The sequence below is a fragment of the Xanthomonas sp. NCPPB 3582 genome (genome assembly GCF_041475735.2).
Classification (GTDB): Bacteria; Pseudomonadota; Gammaproteobacteria; order Xanthomonadales; family Xanthomonadaceae; genus Xanthomonas; species Xanthomonas codiaei.
The window spans coordinates 1,744,129-1,761,706 of sequence record NZ_CM192968.1; the positions used below are offsets into that span (position 1 = coordinate 1,744,129).

A 17,578-nucleotide genomic window follows, 5' to 3' on the forward strand; every position below is an offset into this window, starting at 1 on the left:
CAACCCGAAGCGGCAGCTGTCGTCAGCCCCCCCTTGGATCAGGAGAATGTCATGAGTGACCGCCCCGTCAGTGTCAGCACCGGCAGCGTGCCGTACACCGTCACCATCCACGATGGGCAACACCGCTGGTTGGGCGATGCCCAGCCCGCCAATGGCGGCGCCGATGCCGGGCCGGATCCGGAATCGCAGGTGCTGGGCGCCCTGGGCGCCTGCACGGCGATCACGGTGTCGATGGTGGCGGCGCGCAAGCAGTGGCCGCTGACAGGCGTGCACGTGCATCTGCACTACACCCAGCGCGGTGCGGGCGGGACGGAGATCGGCCGCGAAATCGTGCTGGACGGGGCGCTGGACGACAGTCAGCGCGCACGCCTGATGGAGGTGGCCGACAAATGCCCGATTCATCGGCTGCTGACCGGCGAGGTGCGCATTGCGACCCGGCCACAGATCCAGGCTGCGGCCGATTCCGCTGCTGTCACGCCGTAAGATTGCCGGCCCGGCCTCGCCTGGGGCATGCAGGTGCGAAGCGCCTGGTCTTGCATCCGGCCAAGGCGCAGCCGCGCTGGTTCACTCGGTTGCACCTGCACGGCACTGCCTCGAAGCGAGGCACGGCCGCGAACTCAAGGTATCAGCGCTGCAACGCCAGGCTGGCCGGCTGCAGGTCCATCGTCTGCACCAGCGATTGCATCGAGGTCAGTTCCTCGCTGTTGGCACCGTCGATCCACAGCTGCGCATAGCGCTTCTTGCCCAGCTCCACAACGGTGACGCGGCGCGATTCCATGCCCGGGATCTCGCGGCCGCCCAGGTCGAGCTTGTACCAGTAGAAGTCCTCCTGCTGGATCTGGCCTTTTTCGGCGCGGCGATCGCGCGCCAGCACCATGGCGGGGTCGCGGGTGGTCAGCATCACGCCGACCACCTGGCGGCCCTCGGCGTTGACCGCCTTGCAGACCAGGTAATCGGCACCGGCCAGTTCGTTCCACTGCAGTCCCGAGGCCGGTGGCAGCGGCGGGCAGACCGGCGCGGTCTGGGCGTGGGCGGTGGCAGTGGCCAGCAACAGACTCAGGCCGACAAGGCAGAATGCAGACTTCATCGAAGGTTCCCCGGCATTGGATGACGATGCGGGACGACGCCAACTCCGTGCCGCTGCAGCGCCTCAAGCTCCCCGCTTCAAGGCTGCCGTCCACGACGCGCGCTCCGCTCATGCCTGCATCACTACCACAGCTGTGCGAGCAAGCTCAAGCCCTGTCGCACTTGCACGCGGCACGCCTTGTGCAGTGCGGCACTTCCGTAACGAGACCTGGTGGCCGATCGCGCGGGACGCCGCATTTCGCGCATGGTTTCAGGGGTAATTAACGGGCTTCGGGGCAGGCGTTTCCGGCAGTGGAATGAACTCCTGATCGTCGCCGGGAATGCGGCCGAAGCGCCCGGCCTGCCAATCGTCCTTGGCCTGCTCGATACGTTCCTTGGAACTGGAGACGAAGTTCCACCAAAGGTGACGCGGGCCATCCAGCGGCTCGCCGCCGAGCAGCAGTGCCTTCAGCGGGGTCCTGGCGCGCAGCCGGCCGCGGGCACCGGTGGCGGGCACGATCAGGTGGCGGGCGGGCACGTCGGCGCCATCCAGTTGCGCCTCGCCTTCGAGGATGTACAGGGCGCGCTCGGCGTGGCCGGTGTCCAGGTCGATCTCCGCCTCCGGCGCCAGGTCCAGCGCCACGTTGAGGGTGCCGCTGAACACCTGTACCGGCGATTCCTCGCCATAGGCGCGGCCGGCGATCACGCGCAGCCACAAGCCATCGCGGCGCTGCTGCGGCAGGCTGGCGGCGGGGTGATGGTGGAACGCCGGCGCGGTTTCCTCGGCCGAGCGAGGCAGCGCGATCCAGGTCTGCATGCCATGCAACGCATGTTCGCGCGCGCGCTCGGGGCCGGGCGTACGTTCGGAATGGGCGATGCCGCGCCCGGCGGTCATCCAGTTGACGTCGCCGGGGCGAATCACCTGATCCGAGCCCAGCGTGTCGCGGTGGCCGATCTCGCCCGCCCACAGGAAGGTGACCGTGGCCAGGCCGATATGCGGATGCGGGCGCACGTCGATGCCGTGCTCCGGCTCCAGTACCGCCGGACCCATATGGTCGACGAACACGAACGGGCCCACGCTGCGCGCCTGCAGGGTAGGCACCGCGCGCCGTACTTGCAGTCCGCCGATGTCATGCACGCGTGGGGCGATCAAGGTGGTCATGGCGCTGGCTCGTGACGGAAGGGGAGCCAAAGCTTCGCACGCGACCTGCGCGCGGCGCGCGGCGTTGGCCAAGACGGAATGTTCTGACCGCCACGGTCGCGTCCGGCCAGGTGCCATGGGCCGGACGTGCGCAGGGCACGTGTTACAGCAGGCTCGCCTGCACAGGCAGCGCAATCTCGCCGCGGCGCGACGCCAGGCGATCTGCAAGGCGTGTCGGTTCCGGCAGGCGATACGCACGCAGGGTGCGCAAGGTCCAGTCGAGTGCGCCTTGCATGGAGACACGGTGACCGGGCGAGACGATCAACGGATTGCAGCGCGGCTTGCTGCGCAGTGCCCAGCCGATCTGCGTGCCGCCCAGCAGGATCGGGCTGTGGTCGCCGCGGTCGGCCCCCGGCTCCACGAAGGTGCCGGCCAGCCGTTGCTTGGCCACGCCGATGCTGGGCAGCCCGGTCACCACGCCGAAGTGCGCGGCGATGCCGAGCCCGCGCGGATGGGCGACGCCCTGGCCGTCGACGAACACAAGATCCGGCGTGCGCGACAACAGCGCCAGTGCCTGCAGCAAGGCCGGCAATTCGCGAAAGCTGAGCAGGCCAGGCACGTACGGCATCGAGGTCGCCACGCGTGCCACCTGCATTTCCAGCGGCAACAGGCTCTGTGCGTCCAGCAACACGGCGGCCGCGCGCGTGGTCTGGCCGTCGTCCTCGAAACCGACATCGAAGCCGGCCAGCAACTGCAGCGTTGCGGCAACGGTGTCCTGCAGCACGACCTGCCGTGCCAGTTGCCGCTGCAACTGTCGCGCCTGGGTGACACTGCCGTCCCAACCGGCGAATACGGGAGCGATGTCGGGCATGGCGGCAGCATCGCGTGCAGCGCGTGGGCAGCTCGTGCACGCCAGCGATGCGCTGGCTGCCGCTACAATCGCAGGCTGATCGGCCCCCAATCGGAGAACCGTAGTGACCCGCAAACTCGTACTGCTGCGCCATGGCCAGAGCCAATGGAATCTGGACAACCGTTTCACCGGCTGGGTGGATGTGGACCTTACCGAGCAGGGGCGCCAGGAGGCTGCCGCTGCCGGCAAGCTGATGAAGGACGAGGGCCTGCAGTTCGATGCCGCCCATACCTCGGTACTCAAGCGCGCCATCCATACGCTGCAGGGCGCCTTGAAGGAACTCGACCAGGACTGGCTGCCGGTGTCCAAGAGCTGGCGCCTCAACGAGCGCCACTACGGCGGGCTGCAAGGCCTGGACAAGGCCGAGACCGCGGCCAAGCACGGCGAGGAGCAGGTCAAGATCTGGCGCCGCTCCTACGACATCCCGCCCCCGGCGATGGACGTCGCCGACCCGGGCCACCCGTGCCACGACCGCCGCTACGCCACGCTGGACCGCAATGCCCTGCCGGGCACCGAGTCGCTGGCGACCACGCTGGTGCGCGTATTGCCGTACTGGCACGACGCCATCGCGCCGCAGTTGAAGGCCGGCCAGACCGTGCTGGTGACTGCGCACGGCAACTCGTTGCGCGCGCTGTACAAGTACCTCAACGACGTTTCCAACGAGCAGATCCTGGAGCTCAACATTCCCACCGGCATCCCGCTGCTGTTCGAACTGGACGACAATCTGACGGTACAAAGCTACCGCTATCTCGGCGATCCGGAAGCGGCCAAGCGTGCGGCCGAGGCAGTGGCCAACCAGGGCAAGGTCAAGTAAGCGCCGCTGCATGGTTGAAGCGCTGCGTGCGCTGTGCGCAGCGCCTGTCTTTTGCACGCTGCAAAGCGCCGCGTGCTGTAGTGAATGGAAGCGGTGCGTGGGCGTGATGCATGCTCCGCGCTGTCATGTAGGCGAGACACGATGTCCGGCAAACGTAAAACCCAGCAGATGACCGCTGTTTACTGTCGCGCGTACCTGGTGACGCTGGGCGTGCTGGTGGCAGGCGGCGCTTCCTTCGTCGCGGTGGCCGCTGGCGACATCTCCGACGCCGGGCTGGTGCTGGCGCTGCTGATCTGCGCGGTGGGCGTGCTGCTGCTGGGGTTCGGCATCGTCGGGCCGACGCGACAGATGGAAGCGTTGGCCGATGCGACATCCGGGCATGATGCAGCCCTGGTGCTGATGGTGTTGGCGTACCCGGTGTACCTGTTGATGGCGCCGTTCTACGCGCAGCGTTGACTGCATGCGATGGCGCGCGTTGCGCCGGGATGCAGGTATTAGGTGAAACAGGCGGTCGCGGCGTCAGTGGCAGACGTGCCAGCAGCCTGTCGTTGCACTGATGTTGGCGAAGGCGTGGTAGCGGACGTCATGGCGTTGCGGTGCCGCTGCGGTGATCTTGGTGTGGCCGGTTGCAGAGTAGCTGACGAAGAAGCGAGCGCGGTCTGATGCGCTGATCTTCGCTGGCGGCTCCCGACCGGTTGCCGACTTTTTTCGACCGCGCAGGCGCGGTCATGGTTTGGAGAATTCAATGACGTTGAACAAGTTCGCGCCGCTGTCGCTTGCGCTGGCCATTGCGGGCGCGCTGTCGGCCTGTGGTGCCTCCGACGATGCCCCCAGGGCCGCGCCCGCCGCGCCGCAGGCCGCACCGGCCAGGGTGGATGTGTCCAAGCTGGATGCGCCGATCGTGGCGTTCGGCAGCGGCGACCTGGATCCGGCCATCAACGCGTGCCAGGACCTCAACGGCTTCGTCAACGCCAAGTGGCTCAAGGCCAACCCGGTGCCGTCCGACCGCAGCAGCTGGGGCAGCTTCGAAGTGCTGGCCGAGCGCTCGCTGACCATCCAACATGCGCTGGTGGAGCAGTTGGCGCGCGGCAATCTGTCGGCCGGTTCGGTGGATGCCAAGATCGCCGACCTGTGGCGCACCGGCTCGGACGAGGCGGCCATCGACAAGGCCGGCATCGCCCCGTTGCAGCCGCAATTGCAGGCCATCGATGCGCTGGCCGATGCGCCGGCCATCGCGGCGTGGCTGCGCGACAGCTACGCCAAGGGCCAGGGCTTCGTGTTCTCGTTCGGTGCCAATGCCGACTACAAGAATTCCGAACAGATGATCGCCTACGCGGGGCAGGGCGGTCTGGGCCTGCCCGAGAAGGGCTATTACAGCGATCCGGCGCAGGCCAGGATCCGCGAGCAGTACGTGGCCTATGTCGCGCGCGTGCTGGAGTTGTCGGGCATTCCCGCCGCGCAGGCGGCCACGCAGGCCAAGGCGGTGATGGCATTCGAGACGCGGCTGGCCAACGCCTCGCTGTCGCGGATCGAGTTGCGCGACCCGGCCAAGCGCTACAACCCGGTCGATGTGGCCGGCGCCAACGCGGTGACGCCGCACTTCGACTGGCAGGCGTTCTTCAGCGCGCTCAAGGTGCCGGCCGGGACGTTCTCGCTGAGCCAGCCCGGTTACTTCGCCGAGCTCGATGCGATGCTTGCCGACACGCCGGTGGACACCTGGAAAGCTTACTTGCGTTTCCACAGCATTGATGAAGCAGCGCCGTATCTGGCCAAGCCGTTCGAGCAGGCCAACTTCGATTTCTATGCGAAGACGCTGCGCGGCCAGCAGGACATGCTGCCGCGCTGGAAGCGCACCTTGAACGCGGTCAACCAGGCGATGGGCGAAGCGCTGGGCCAGCTCTACGTGCAGTCCGCATTTCCAGCCGAATCCAAGGAGCAGATGCAGCAGCTGGTAGAGAACCTGTCCAATGCGCTCAAGGCGCGGCTGGAACAACTGGACTGGATGAGCGACCAGACCAAGCAGCGCGCACTGGAAAAGTGGGCCAGCTTCACGCCCAAGATCGGCTACCCGGATCAATGGCGCGACTGGTCGGGCCTGGAAACGCGTGGCGATGGATTCCTGGCCAACATGCAGGCCGCGCAAGCATTCAACTACCGCTACATGCTGGACAAGATCGGCAAGCCGGTGGACAAGCGCGAGTGGCATATGACGCCGCAGACGGTGAACGCGTACTACAACGCCACCCGCAACGAGATCGTGTTCCCGGCGGCGATCCTGCAACCGCCGTTCTTCGATCCCAAGGCCGATCCGGCACTGAACTACGGCGGCATCGGTGCGGTGATCGGGCACGAGATGATGCATGGCTACGACGACTCCGGCAGCCAGTTCGATGCCAAGGGCAATTTCGCCACCTGGTGGACCGATGCGGACCGCAAGCTGTTCACCCAGCGCACCGATCAGCTGGTGGCGCAGTTCGACGGCTATGAAGCCATCCCCGGCGTGCACGTCAAGGGCAAGCTGACCCTGGGCGAGAACATCGGCGACCTGGGTGGTTTGACGGTGGCCTACGATGCCTTGCAGATGGCGCTGAAGGAACAGCCCGATGCCAACAGGCAGATCGATGGCTATTCGCAGGACCAGCGCTTCTTCATGAACTGGGCCACGGTGTGGCGCCGCAACTTCACCGACGGCGAATTGCGTGTGCGCTTGAACACCGATCCGCACGCACCGGCCAACTTCCGCGCCAATGGTGCGCCATCGAACATGCCTGCGTTCGCAAAGGCGTTCCAGTGCAAGCCGGGCGATGCGATGGTGCGCGGCGACAAGGAGCGTGTCGCGATCTGGTAAGCGCCGCGGTTTGAATCGCCGCGCGCGCTCCGGCGTGCGCGTCGCTGGCGGCTGCGGTGTGCAGCAGGCGCGTTGCCGGCGGTCTGGCCTGCACGCCGCACAGCCGAGCCTGTCGCGGCCGGTTGGACCATGGCCAACACGCGACCGTGAAACCAACAGGCGGATACGGTGTCGGGCATCCGTCCTGCGGATGCTGTCTTGCGGCCATCCCGGCGTTCGTTACCCGTGCCGTTTGCCAGGCCTGTTCGGCTGCGCCAGATTGTCGTCCTGGCAATGGACAGGTGGGCGCGCATGCCGGACGGCGAGACTCGTGCGGCAGTCTGTGGTCCCGGCAGGAATGCCGAAACGCGTTTCAGCACGGGCGATCGCCCGTGCACATGGAGTTGCGTGGCCAAGCTCTACACTGCCGCGCTGGCAGGCCCTGGGGGCGGCGGTGACCAAGCGGAACATCTTCAACTGGATCGGCATCGGCATGCTGGTGCTCGTGCTGGGCAGTGCGTTGTCGCTCTACGGCTACGGCCGTTTTGCCGACCGCCAGCGTGGGCAGGTCAGCCATGCGTTGCCCGCAACGGCGGTGGCCACGTCCATCGACAAGGTCGTGGCGCCGCTGCAGCAGGCGCATGCCGCGCAGACCGGCGTGGTGATCGTGTCGGACAACACCGATGCCTTTGCGGTGCGCGCGCTCACCGCGCGTGCGGCCGGGCGCAGCCTGGATCTGCAGTACTACATCTGGCACGCCGATTTCACCGGCAACCTGTTGCACAACGAGTTGCTGCGCGCGGCCGATCGCGGCGTGCGCGTGCGGTTGCTGCTGGACGACATGAATATCCACGGCAGCGACTCGGTGCTTGCCGCGCTCGACAGCCACCCGTTGATCGAGATCCGCCTGTTCAATCCGACCCGCGCGCGCGAAGGCACGCTGATGCGTGGGGTGGAGATGGTGCTGCGCATGGTCAGCATCAATCGGCGCATGCACAACAAGGCCTGGATTGCCGATGGGCGGATCGCGGTGGTGGGCGGCCGCAACGTGGGCGACGAGTATTTCGACGCCGCGCGCGAGACCAATTTCATGGACATGGATGCGGCCGTGGTGGGGCCGGCGGTAGGCCAGGCCGAGCAGGTGTTCGACGCCTACTGGAACAGCCCCAACGCGCTGCCGCTGGCCGCCTTGGTCACGGCCAGGCCGCAGGCGCTGGACGCACTGCGCGGCAGCCTGGATGCCGGGCTGGACTCCGCGCGGGCGCGGCCCTATGTGCAGCGCCTGCAACAGGCACCCAGCGTGCAGGCCTTGATGCAGGGCGATCGCCCGGTGCACTGGCTGGACCACGCACGCATCGTTTCCGATCCGCCGGAAAAGGCCGACGGCGCGCCGCCGCAGGCGGACTGGATGACGCCGATACTGATCGGCGAGATGGCCCACGCGCAGCGCGAGCTGAAGGTGATCTCGCCGTATTTCGTGCCGGGCGAGGAGGGCATGCGCTGGATCGGCGAGCTGCGCCAGCGCGATGTGCGCGTCGACATCCTGACCAATTCGCTGGCCGCCAACGACGTGGTGGCCGTGCACAGCGGCTATGCCGACTACCGCGTGCCGTTGTTGCAGCAGGGCGTGCGCCTGCATGAGCTCAAGCCGATGGGCGAGCCCGATGGCAGCCTGTTCGGTTCCAGCGGCGCCAGCCTGCATACCAAGGCGTTCGTGGTGGACGATACACGCGGCTTCATCGGTTCGTTCAACCTGGACCCGCGCTCGATGAACCTCAATACCGAGATGGGCTTGCTGTTCCATGACCGCGCCGTGACCGCGGAGCTGGAACGCCTGTACAACCACAAGGTGAGCGCGCCGGTCAGCTACCGGGTGACGCTGGAACACGGCGAGCTGCGCTGGCACGACGATGCGGCGCAACCGCCGCAGGTGTGGGCACGCGAGCCGGCGGCCAGTCTGTGGCGGCGCAGTGCTGCCACGGTACTGGGATGGTTGCCGCTGGATTCGCAGCTGTGAGGGCTGCCGGCGCACGCCAGTGGCGCGCGTCGGCAGCGCAGGCCAGTGTCAGTGCAGGCGGTCGCGTGGTGAGCTATCAGGCGATTCAGGCGCGTTGGATGCATCGCCCTGCCGATGGCCCATCGCAAGCAAGACGGCGCGTGCCTGTGCCCATTCCGGACGAAGGGCAGGCTGCGAGTGCGGATCCCGCACGGCCAGCGTCTGCTGCAGGTGCTGCTGCCGGAAACGTTCTTCTTCGGTGGTGCCAGCCGGCGGCGCTGTCGTGGCAGCGCAGTGGATATGGGTACCTGCGTCGATGACGGGGTCGACGAATAGCGTGTCGACGCTGACCGGATCGATGAACAGGCTGTCGGTGAGATCGCGTGTGGCCATGCTGCACCTCCTGTCCCGGGGGCGACGATCGCCGCCGCATCGGGTGACCCGCGCAATGCTGGGTCTTCAAGCAAGATAGCGGCAGCGGCGGTGGATCTTTAGGGCCAGGCGACCAAGGGTTTCCATGGCCCGGAAGGACGGATACCGCGCACACAGCCGCCTGGCGTGCGGCTGGGGCCTGGCGAATGCCGTGGGCAGCGGGCCGCCGCGCTGGCGATGCCCGGACGGCGCAGTGCCGGTGTCCTGCGCGCCGTGTCGTGACCGATGCGCCGATCACGCTATCTGGTACCGGTCCGACTGCGTCGCCAACCAGGCCCGGTGCAGTGCGGGCTGGCTGCGCACTGTGCGCCGGATGACGTTTGCCGGACTGCTGCCAATGCGGTCGCCACGACTGGTGGGCGATGCCTAGTGCAACTGCGTGACGATCTCGCGCGCCATCGCGCCCAGCGGCAGGATGCGGTCGGCGCCGCCGCGCTTGATCGCTTCCTTGGGCATGCCGAACACGATGCTGGTGTGTTCGTCCTGGGCCACCGTGCGTGCGCCGGCCTGGCGCATCTCCAGCAGGCCGGCGGCGCCATCGTCGCCCATGCCGGTCATGATGATGCCCAGCGCATTGCTGCCGGCCGCGCGTGCGGCCGAGCGGAACAGCACATCCACCGACGGACGGTGCCGGTTGACCGGCGGGCCTTCCATCACCTCCACGAAATACTGCGCGCCGCTGCGCCGCAGCAGCAGGTGCTTGCCGCCGGGGGCGATCAATGCGCGGCCGGGCATCACCCGGTCGTTGTTGGCGGCTTCCTTGACCGCGATCTGGCACAGGCCGTTGAGGCGCGCGGCGAAGGCCGCGGTGAACTTCTCCGGCATGTGCTGCACGATGACGATGCCCGGGCACACCCGCGGCAAGGCGGTGAGCACTTCTTCCAGCGCCTGGGTGCCGCCGGTGGAGGTGCCGATGGCCACGATGCGCTCGGTGGTCTGTGCCAGCGCACGCCCGCTCTGGGCGGGGAGGATCACATCGGCGGTGTGCTTGACCTCGGCTTCCAGCGGCGCTGCGGTGACGCGCGCGGCCAGCCGTTTGACGTTGGCGCGTGCGGCGCTGCGTACCGTGGCCACCAACTCATCGGCCGAATCGGTGAGGAATTGCTTGAGCCCCAGCCGCGGCTTGGTCACCACCGCCACCGCACCGGCGGCCAGCGCATCCATGGTCACGCGTGCGCCCTTCTCGGTGAGCGTGGAGCAGATCACCACCGGGGTGGGGCGCTCGCTCATGATCTTGCGCAGGAAGGTAATGCCGTCCATACGCGGCATTTCCACATCCAGCACGATCACGTCCGGCCACTGCTGGCGCATCTTCTCGATCGCCAGCAACGGGTCGGCGGCGGTGGCGATGACCTCGATGCCCTGCGCATCGTTGAGCACGCCCACCAATACCTGGCGCACCACCGCCGAATCGTCGACCACCATCGCCTTGATGGTGCTGGTGCCAGGTGTGGCGGCGGGGCGGGTGAACGCTGTCGGCACGACGGATCCTTGGCTCACGCTTTGCGGAAGATCGAGGGTGCCACCTGGACCAGATCGATGTCGAGTTCGCTCAGGCTCTCCGAATGGCCGATGCAGAAATAGCCACCCGATTTCAGGTTGGCGAGCACGCGCAGGATCACTTCACGCTTGGTCTGGCCATTGAAATAGATCATGACATTGCGCAGGAAGATCGCATCGAAGCTGCCCAGCGGCGGCAGCGCGGTGTTGAGGTTGGCATGCACGAACTGCACGCGCTCGCGCAGGCGCCGTTCCACCAGCAAGGTGCCGGCGTACTCGCCCTGGCCGCGCAGGCAGTAGCGCTTGAGATACGGCTGCGGAATGCCGTCGATGCGCTGCAGCGCGTAGTGCCCGGTGCGCGCCTTGGCCAGCACGCGGGTACTGATGTCGGTACCTACCACCTCGAACGGGCGCCCCTGCAAGCTGTCGTCCAGCACCATCGCCATGCTGTAGGCCTCTTCGCCGCTGGAACTGGCCGCGCTCCAGCAGCGGAACGGCAGCCCGCCGCGGTGCTCGCCGGCCAGCCTGCGCAGCAGATCGAAATGCTTGGGCTCGCGGAAGAAATAGGTTTCGTTGGTGGTCAGCAGGTCGATCGCGGTCTGGATCTCCACGCGGTCCTGGCGGCTTTCTAGCAGCTGCAGGTATTGGGTGTAGCTGTCGAACTGGTACTCGCGCAGACGCTTGCCCAGGCGGCCGCATAGCATGGCCTTCTTGCCGGAGGAAATGCTGATGCCGGCCGCTTCGAAGATGAAGCGCTGGAAGCGGCCGAACTCCTGTTCGGTGATGGCAGTGGCGGTACTCATGGTTCAGGCCACGTCCGCATCGGCAGAGAAGGCGCCTTCGCTCAGGCGCGCGATGCGGACGGCGTGTTCGCGCCACCAGTCCGAGAGCATCGGCCCGGGCATCGGCGAACCCATCAGATAGCCTTGCGCCAGATCGCAGCCCAGCTCGCGCAGCAGACGCCAGTCGTCCGGGGTTTCCACCCCTTCGGCCACCGCGGTCAGCTCCAGCCGGTGCGCCAACTCCAGCGTGGATTCGAGCACGGTGCGCTGGCTGCGGCTGCGATGGGCAGCCTGCACGAAGCTGCGGTCCAGCTTGAGTTCGGTGAACGGAATGCTGGCCAGGCGCTGCAGCGACGAGAAACCGGTGCCGTAGTCGTCGATGGACAGCCCAAACCCATGCAGGCGCAGGCGCGCCAGCATGCTCAGCGCATTGGCCGGCTCCACGATGGCACTTTCGGTGAGTTCCAGCACCAGGTCGGCCGGGCTCAGGCCGTTGTCGCCCAACTTGGCGCATAGTTGCTCGAGAAAATCCTCTTCGCCCAGCAGGCGGGGCGACAGGTTCAATGCCAGGCTCAGCTCGAAGCCTTCGGCGCGCCAGTCGACCAATTGCGCGATGGCCTTGTCGATCACCTGCTGGGTCAACGCGTGGATCAGCCCTTCGCGTTCGGCCAGCGGGATGAAGCGGTCCGGGCCGATCATGTCGCCCTGCGGGCGGCGCCAGCGGGCCAGCGCTTCCACCCCGCGCAGCCGGCCGTCCTTCAGGTCGAGCTTGGGTTGGTAAGCCACGCGGATCTCGCCGCGGCGCATGGCGCGGTCCAGGCGCGAGGCGGCCGCGCCGCCGCTGGACATCAGCGGCGAGATCGCCGTCGGCGATGCGGCCGGCGCGGCAGCGCTGGATCTGGGTTCGCACTCCAGCACGTTGGCCAGATCCTGCAGATTCATCGGTTTTTCGATACCGCCGAGCACGCGCACGCCTGCGCTGCGGCTCAGTTGCATCACCGCGTCGATCAATGCGCCGCCGCGTTGCGATACCACCACCACGGGAACGCCGTACTGGCCGCGTGCCAGCGCATCGAGCAGCTGCACGCCGTCCATGCCGGGCATTTCCAGGTCGATCAACAGCAGCGACGGTGCACTGGCGCGGCCCAGCCACTCCAGCGCGGCGTGGCCATCGGCGGCGCCATCGACCACATTGGCGCCAAGCTGGCGGCACAGCGCCATGGCGTGTTCGCGCTGGACCACGCTGTCGTCGACGACCAGCACCGGGCCGGCCAGCGTGCAGTTGCAGGAAAGAAGGGCGGGGCGCATGGGAATCCTTGCGTACAGGCGGCTGTCAGGCCGCCAGTGCGGCGGTGGGGGGCTGGGCCAGGGCATCGTGGCCCAGCACGGCATCGGCATCGAGCAGGATCACGAAGCGTTCGCCGATCTTGCCCATGGCATGGATGAAGTCGCGCGGGATGCCGGCACCGAAGCTGGGCGTTTCCACGATGTCTTCGGCTGCGATGTCCAGCACTTCGCTCACCGCATCCACCAGCAGGCCGAGCACCTGATGCCCGTCGCCATGGGCGATCTCCACGATCACGATGCAGCTGCGCTTGGTGATCGGGCTGGCGGTGCGGCCCACGCGCTGCTGCAGGTCCACCACCGGCACCACCGCGCCGCGCAGGTTGATCACCCCGCGCAGGGCCGGCGGCATCATCGGCACATCGGTAGGCACACGGTATTCGATGATTTCCTTGATGCCGAGAATGCCCAGGCCGAACATTTCCTTGCCCAACGAAAAGGTCAGGTATTGCTGCGGCGCCGTGGACGACGGCGCGCCGGTGACTGCGCTGCTGTGCGGTTGCATCGTCGGCTCCTTCAGAAACTGGCGAACTGCGATTCGTCGATGGCATCGGCGGTCGCGGCCAGCGCGCCGATCTGGCGCACGTTGGTGCGCCGCGCCGGTGCGTGGATGGCCGTGGCCTGGCTGGCCTGTACCACCCGACGCGGACCCGGACGGCTGGCCTGGCTTGCGCCACGCCCGCCATTGCCCAGCCGGAAGAAGCCCATCAACTGCTGCAACTGCTCGGCCTGCGCGCTCATTTCCTCCGAGGTGGCGGCCAGTTCTTCGGCATTGGCCGCGGCCGACTGCGTGGTCTGGTTCAACTGGCCCACGGCGGTGTTGATCTGGCTGACGCCGGCGGTCTGTTCTTCGGAGGCGGCGGCGATTTCCTGCACCAGGTCGGAGGTGCGGCGAATCGAGGGCACCATCTCGCCGAGCACGCGGCCGGCGCTTTCGGCCAGATCCACGCTGGAGCCGGCGACCTCACCGATTTCCTGCGCGGCCACCTGGCTGCGTTCGGCCAGCTTGCGCACTTCGGCGGCCACCACCGCAAAGCCCTTGCCATGTTCGCCCGCGCGGGCCGCTTCGATCGCAGCATTGAGCGCTAGCAGGTTGGTCTGGTAGGCGATGTCGTCGATGATGCCGATCTTCTTGGCGATGTCCTTCATCGCCACCACCGTGGCGCGCACGGTGTCGCCGCCGTCGGCCGCTTCGCTGGCGGCCTTGGCGGCCATGCTGTCGGTGACGCGCGCGTTCTCGGTGTTCTGCGCGATGGAGGCGGTCATCTGCTCCAGCGAGGCGCTGGTCTCTTCCACGCCGGCGGCCTGTTCGCTGGCGGCCTGGGCCAAGGCCTGCGCGGTGGCGCTGACTTCCTCGGAGGCGCTGGCCAGGTTTTCGGCGTTGCGGTTGACCTCGTCGACGATCTCGGTGAGGCGGCTCATGGTGGTGTTGACGTAACGCTGCATGTCGGCGAAGGCGCCTTCGTAGCGGCCTTCCACGGTGTGGGTGAGGTCGCCTTCAGCCATCGCGCCCATCACCTGGATCACTTCGGAGATGCTGCGCAGGTTGCCGCGCGCGCGCTCCACGGTCTCGTTGATGAAGGCCTTCTTGCCCGGCAGCTGTGCCAGCGGCGCATCGAAGTTGCCGCGGCCGAATTCGGCCATCACGCCCATGGCCAGTTTCTTCACCGCGATATGTGCACCCACCATCTGGTTGATGCCGACCGCCATGCTGCGGAAGTCCCCATCGAAGCGGGCGGTGTCGATGACCACGTCGATGTCGCCGGCCTCGTGTTCGGCCGACATGTGGTTGATCTCGGCGATCAGCCCGGTGAGATTGCCGCGTACCTGTTCGATCGTGTCGTTGATGAAGCGCTTCTTGCCCGGCAGCAGCGGCAGCTGCGCGGTGAAATTGCCGCGGCCGAACTCGCCCACGCAGGCGATGGCCTGCTTCTTCACCGCGATGTGGCCGGCCACCATGGCATTGATGCCTTCGGCCATGCGGCGGAAATCGCCGGTGAAGCGCTGGGTGTCGATGACCACGTCGATATCGCCGGCATCGTGTTCGGCCGACATGCGGTTGACCTCGGCGACCATGCCGGTGAGGTTGCCGCGGATCTGGTCGACGATCTCGTTGATGAAGGCCTTCTTGCCCGGCAGCCGCTCCAGTTCGGCGGCGAAGTTGCCGCGGCCGAATTCGGCCACGCAGGCCATGGCCTGCTTCTTGACCGCGATGTGGCTGGCCACCATGCGGTTGATGCCATCGCCCATGGTGCGGAAATCGCCATCGAAGCGTGCCACGTCGATACGCGCATCGATGTCGCCGGCGTCGTGTTCGCGCGATACACGGTTGATCTCGTCGTTGACGTGGCGGATCCCGCTCTGCACCTTGCGCAGTCCGCGCAGGACATCGCTGGCCTGTTGCTCGCCCACCTGCGGCAGGGCGACATCGAAATTGCCGCGGGAGAAGGCGTCCAGGGTCGTGGTCGCCAACTCCAGCGAAGCGCCGGCGCGGCTGATGGCCCAGGCCAGCAGGGCGGCGCTGATCAACGCGGCGACCACGCTGGCGGCCAGCAGGGCGGCGTGCGATAGCGTCAGCGCGAAACCGGCGACGATGACCAGGATGGGCAGGGCGACGGCAAGCGCGGCGGTGAACCACAACTGCGTAGCGATCGGAAGACGGTGTGACATGGCGGTAGCTTCCTGGGGTCAGGGAACAACGAAACGAACGATGCGATTGGCGAACGACGACGCCGGCGATATGCAGGGATGACGCGGGCGCTCAGGCGGCCAGCGTGTCCTGCGGCGGATGCAATTGCTGGACCAGGCTGGGCACGTCCAGGATCAGCGCGACATCGCCGCTGCCCAGGATGCTCGAGCCGCTGATGCCCTTGACCTGGGCGAACACCTTGGACAGCGGCTTGATCACCGTCTGCCATTCGCCCAGCAGGGTATCCACGACCAGGCCGAAACGCTGCGTGCCCTGGCGGATCACCACGATGCTCTCGCGTGCCGGCGTCTTGCCGCCGAGCGCGAACAACTCGCGCAGGCGCACATACGGCAGCACCCGGCCGCGCAGGTCGATGTAGTCGCTGGCATAGTCGGGCGTGAACTCCACGCACTCTTCCACCACATCCAGCGGTACCACGAACACCGACTTGCCCACGCCGACCTGGAAGCCATTGATGATGGCCAGGGTCAACGGCAGGCGTACCGAAATGGTGGTGCCCAGCCCGGCGGTGCTGTCGATGTCCACCGTGCCGCGCAGCGCAGTGATGTTGCGCTTGACCACATCCATGCCGACGCCGCGGCCGGACAGGTTGGTGACCTTTTCGGCGGTGGAAAAACCCGGCTCGAAGATCATCGCGAACACTTCGCGGTCGCTGAGCTGGCGGCCGGGTTCGACCAGGCCGCGTTCCAGCGCCTTGGCCAGGATCTTGTCGCGATTCAGTCCGCCACCGTCGTCGGTGATCTGGATGACGATGCTGCCGGAGTCGTGATAGGCGTTCAGGCCCACGGTGCCGCGTGCCGGCTTGCCGCGCGCCACGCGCACCTCGGCCGGTTCGATGCCGTGGTCCATCGCATTGCGCACCAGATGGGTGAGCGGGTCGCCGATCTTTTCCACCACCGACTTGTCCAGTTCGGTGTCTTCGCCGGCCACTACCAGTGCGATGTCCTTGCCCAGCTCGCGTGCCACGTCGTGCACCACGCGCTGGAAGCGGCTGAAGGTGCCGCCGATCTTGACCATGCGCAGTTGCAGCGCGCTTTCGCGCACCTCTTCCACCAGCCCGGCCAGGATCGAGGCCGATTCCAGCAACTGCGCATCGCCGCTGCGCTGCGCATTGGCGTTGGTGCTGGCCACGGCAATGATGAGTTCGCCGACCAGGTCGATCATGCGATCAAGCTTGTCGGCATCGACGCGAATGGAACGCGCATCGGCGCCGCCGCGTGCGCCGCCGTCGGCTGCCGCGCGCGGCGGCGTGGCGGCCGGCACCGCGGCGAGTGCGCTGGCCGGTGCAGCCGTCACCGGCGCGCTGGCCACCACGGCTGCCACATCATTCGGTGCCGGCACGGCGGCGATCTCCAGCGCGCAATCGTCCCGCACGAACTCGAACACGTCGTCGATGGCGGCGCGATCGGCATCGCTGCGCAGCAGGATCTGGAAGCCGAGATAGTTGGCCTCCGGATCGAGCTCTTCGAAGGTGGGCAGCTGGCTGTAGTCGGTGCTGATCGATTCCACCGAACCCAGGCTGCGCAGATTGCGGATCAGCTTGAGCGGCGAGTTGCCGAAGCGCAGCGCATCGGCAAACAGCGTCAGGCCGATGCGCCAGTAGCCGCTCTGTTTTTCCGGCGTGGCGTGTTGCGCAGGGGCTGCGGTGACGCCACAGCCGCTGCCTTGCAGGTAGGTCTGCAACTGCGCCAAGAGCGGTTCGGCTTCGGCGGCGAGCGCGGCCGGATCGGCATGGCTGGGGTCGGCCGCGGTTTCCACCAATGCGTGAATGTGGTCGCAGCACACCAGCAGCAGCGCGATCAGTTCCGAACTCAGCTTCAGCGCTTCGTCGCGCACCAGATCCAGCACGCTTTCCACCACATGGGTGAAGCCCACCAGCTGCGGCAGATCGAACAGGCCGCCCGAGCCCTTGATGGTATGCGCGGCGCGAAAGATCGCGTTGACCGCATCCGGCGAAGACTCGCCGCGCTCGGCTTCGAGCAGGTGGCGTTCCATGTCTTCGAGCAGATCCCGGCTTTCGGCCAGGAACGTCTGCATCAGCTGATTCATGTCCATGC

General features: G+C 67.1%; 15 protein-coding genes. 5 read left to right on the forward strand and 10 right to left on the reverse strand.

The genetic code is table 11. The features are described from left to right. Nucleotides 1-51 precede the first annotated feature (51 nt). Nucleotides 52-483 carry an OsmC family protein gene (locus ACCQ05_RS07390; protein WP_104540082.1) on the forward strand — a complete coding sequence of 144 codons (432 nt, stop codon included), beginning with the start codon at nucleotides 52-54 and terminating at the stop codon, nucleotides 481-483. 142 nt (nucleotides 484-625) lie between these two features. On the opposite strand, the gene ACCQ05_RS07395 is transcribed toward ACCQ05_RS07390, so the two are convergent. From ACCQ05_RS07395 to nfi, 3 genes are all read right to left on the reverse strand, one after another. Then, nucleotides 626-1,087, reverse strand: coding sequence for a hypothetical protein (locus ACCQ05_RS07395; RefSeq protein WP_228961415.1), 462 nt, complete (start codon nucleotides 1,085-1,087; stop codon nucleotides 626-628). 249 nt (nucleotides 1,088-1,336) lie between these two features. Beyond that, the gene (locus ACCQ05_RS07400; RefSeq protein WP_372393379.1) at nucleotides 1,337-2,227 is read right to left on the reverse strand and encodes a pirin family protein; all 891 of its coding nucleotides are present in this window, start codon (nucleotides 2,225-2,227) and stop codon (nucleotides 1,337-1,339) included. A gap of 142 nt (nucleotides 2,228-2,369) precedes the next feature. After that, nucleotides 2,370-3,077, reverse strand: coding sequence for a deoxyribonuclease V (nfi, locus tag ACCQ05_RS07405; RefSeq protein WP_372393380.1), 708 nt, complete (start codon nucleotides 3,075-3,077; stop codon nucleotides 2,370-2,372). 103 nt (nucleotides 3,078-3,180) lie between these two features. Here nfi and gpmA point away from each other — a divergent pair, with 103 nt between their 5' ends. The 4 genes from gpmA to ACCQ05_RS07425 all read left to right on the forward strand — a co-directional run bounded on the left by gpmA (nucleotide 3,181) and on the right by ACCQ05_RS07425 (nucleotide 8,774). Beyond that, the gene (gene gpmA / locus ACCQ05_RS07410; protein ID WP_372393381.1) at nucleotides 3,181-3,930 is read left to right on the forward strand and encodes a 2,3-diphosphoglycerate-dependent phosphoglycerate mutase; all 750 of its coding nucleotides are present in this window, start codon (nucleotides 3,181-3,183) and stop codon (nucleotides 3,928-3,930) included. 141 nt (nucleotides 3,931-4,071) lie between these two features. Next, nucleotides 4,072-4,386: a hypothetical protein gene (locus ACCQ05_RS07415; protein WP_228961419.1), complete on the forward strand. Its 315-nt coding sequence runs from the start codon at nucleotides 4,072-4,074 to the stop codon at nucleotides 4,384-4,386. A gap of 289 nt (nucleotides 4,387-4,675) precedes the next feature. Then, nucleotides 4,676-6,778 (forward strand): M13 family metallopeptidase, encoded by a 2,103-nt coding sequence (locus tag ACCQ05_RS07420; RefSeq protein ID WP_372393382.1) that lies wholly within the window; start codon nucleotides 4,676-4,678, stop codon nucleotides 6,776-6,778. A gap of 433 nt (nucleotides 6,779-7,211) precedes the next feature. Then, nucleotides 7,212-8,774 carry a phospholipase D family protein gene (locus ACCQ05_RS07425; RefSeq protein ID WP_372393383.1) on the forward strand — a complete coding sequence of 521 codons (1,563 nt, stop codon included), beginning with the start codon at nucleotides 7,212-7,214 and terminating at the stop codon, nucleotides 8,772-8,774. Nucleotides 8,775-8,822: 48 nt separating this feature from the next. On the opposite strand, the gene ACCQ05_RS07430 is transcribed toward ACCQ05_RS07425, so the two are convergent. The 7 genes from ACCQ05_RS07430 to ACCQ05_RS07460 form a co-directional block, all read right to left on the reverse strand. Next, nucleotides 8,823-9,146 (reverse strand): hypothetical protein, encoded by a 324-nt coding sequence (locus ACCQ05_RS07430; protein ID WP_372393384.1) that lies wholly within the window; start codon nucleotides 9,144-9,146, stop codon nucleotides 8,823-8,825. A 405-nt stretch (nucleotides 9,147-9,551) separates the two neighbouring features. After that, nucleotides 9,552-10,685 (reverse strand): protein-glutamate methylesterase/protein-glutamine glutaminase, encoded by a 1,134-nt coding sequence (locus tag ACCQ05_RS07435; protein WP_372393385.1) that lies wholly within the window; start codon nucleotides 10,683-10,685, stop codon nucleotides 9,552-9,554. Next, on the reverse strand, nucleotides 10,682-11,488 hold the full coding sequence (locus ACCQ05_RS07440) for a CheR family methyltransferase (protein WP_372393386.1): 807 nt from the start codon (nucleotides 11,486-11,488) through the stop codon (nucleotides 10,682-10,684). Before ACCQ05_RS07440 ends, ACCQ05_RS07435 begins: the two co-directional genes overlap by 4 nt. 3 nt (nucleotides 11,489-11,491) lie before the next feature. Next, nucleotides 11,492-12,775, reverse strand: coding sequence for an EAL domain-containing response regulator (locus tag ACCQ05_RS07445; protein WP_372393387.1), 1,284 nt, complete (start codon nucleotides 12,773-12,775; stop codon nucleotides 11,492-11,494). Nucleotides 12,776-12,800: 25 nt separating this feature from the next. Next, a complete protein-coding gene (locus ACCQ05_RS07450) occupies nucleotides 12,801-13,316 on the reverse strand; it encodes a chemotaxis protein CheW (protein ID WP_372393388.1) in 516 nt (171 codons plus the stop codon). Between the two features lie 11 nt (nucleotides 13,317-13,327). Beyond that, nucleotides 13,328-15,481, reverse strand: coding sequence for a methyl-accepting chemotaxis protein (locus ACCQ05_RS07455; RefSeq protein WP_372393389.1), 2,154 nt, complete (start codon nucleotides 15,479-15,481; stop codon nucleotides 13,328-13,330). 91 nt (nucleotides 15,482-15,572) lie between these two features. Further along, entirely contained in the window at nucleotides 15,573-17,576 is a 2,004-nt protein-coding gene (locus ACCQ05_RS07460; protein ID WP_372393390.1) for a chemotaxis protein CheA, read from the reverse strand. Between the last annotated feature and the right edge of the window lie 2 nt (nucleotides 17,577-17,578).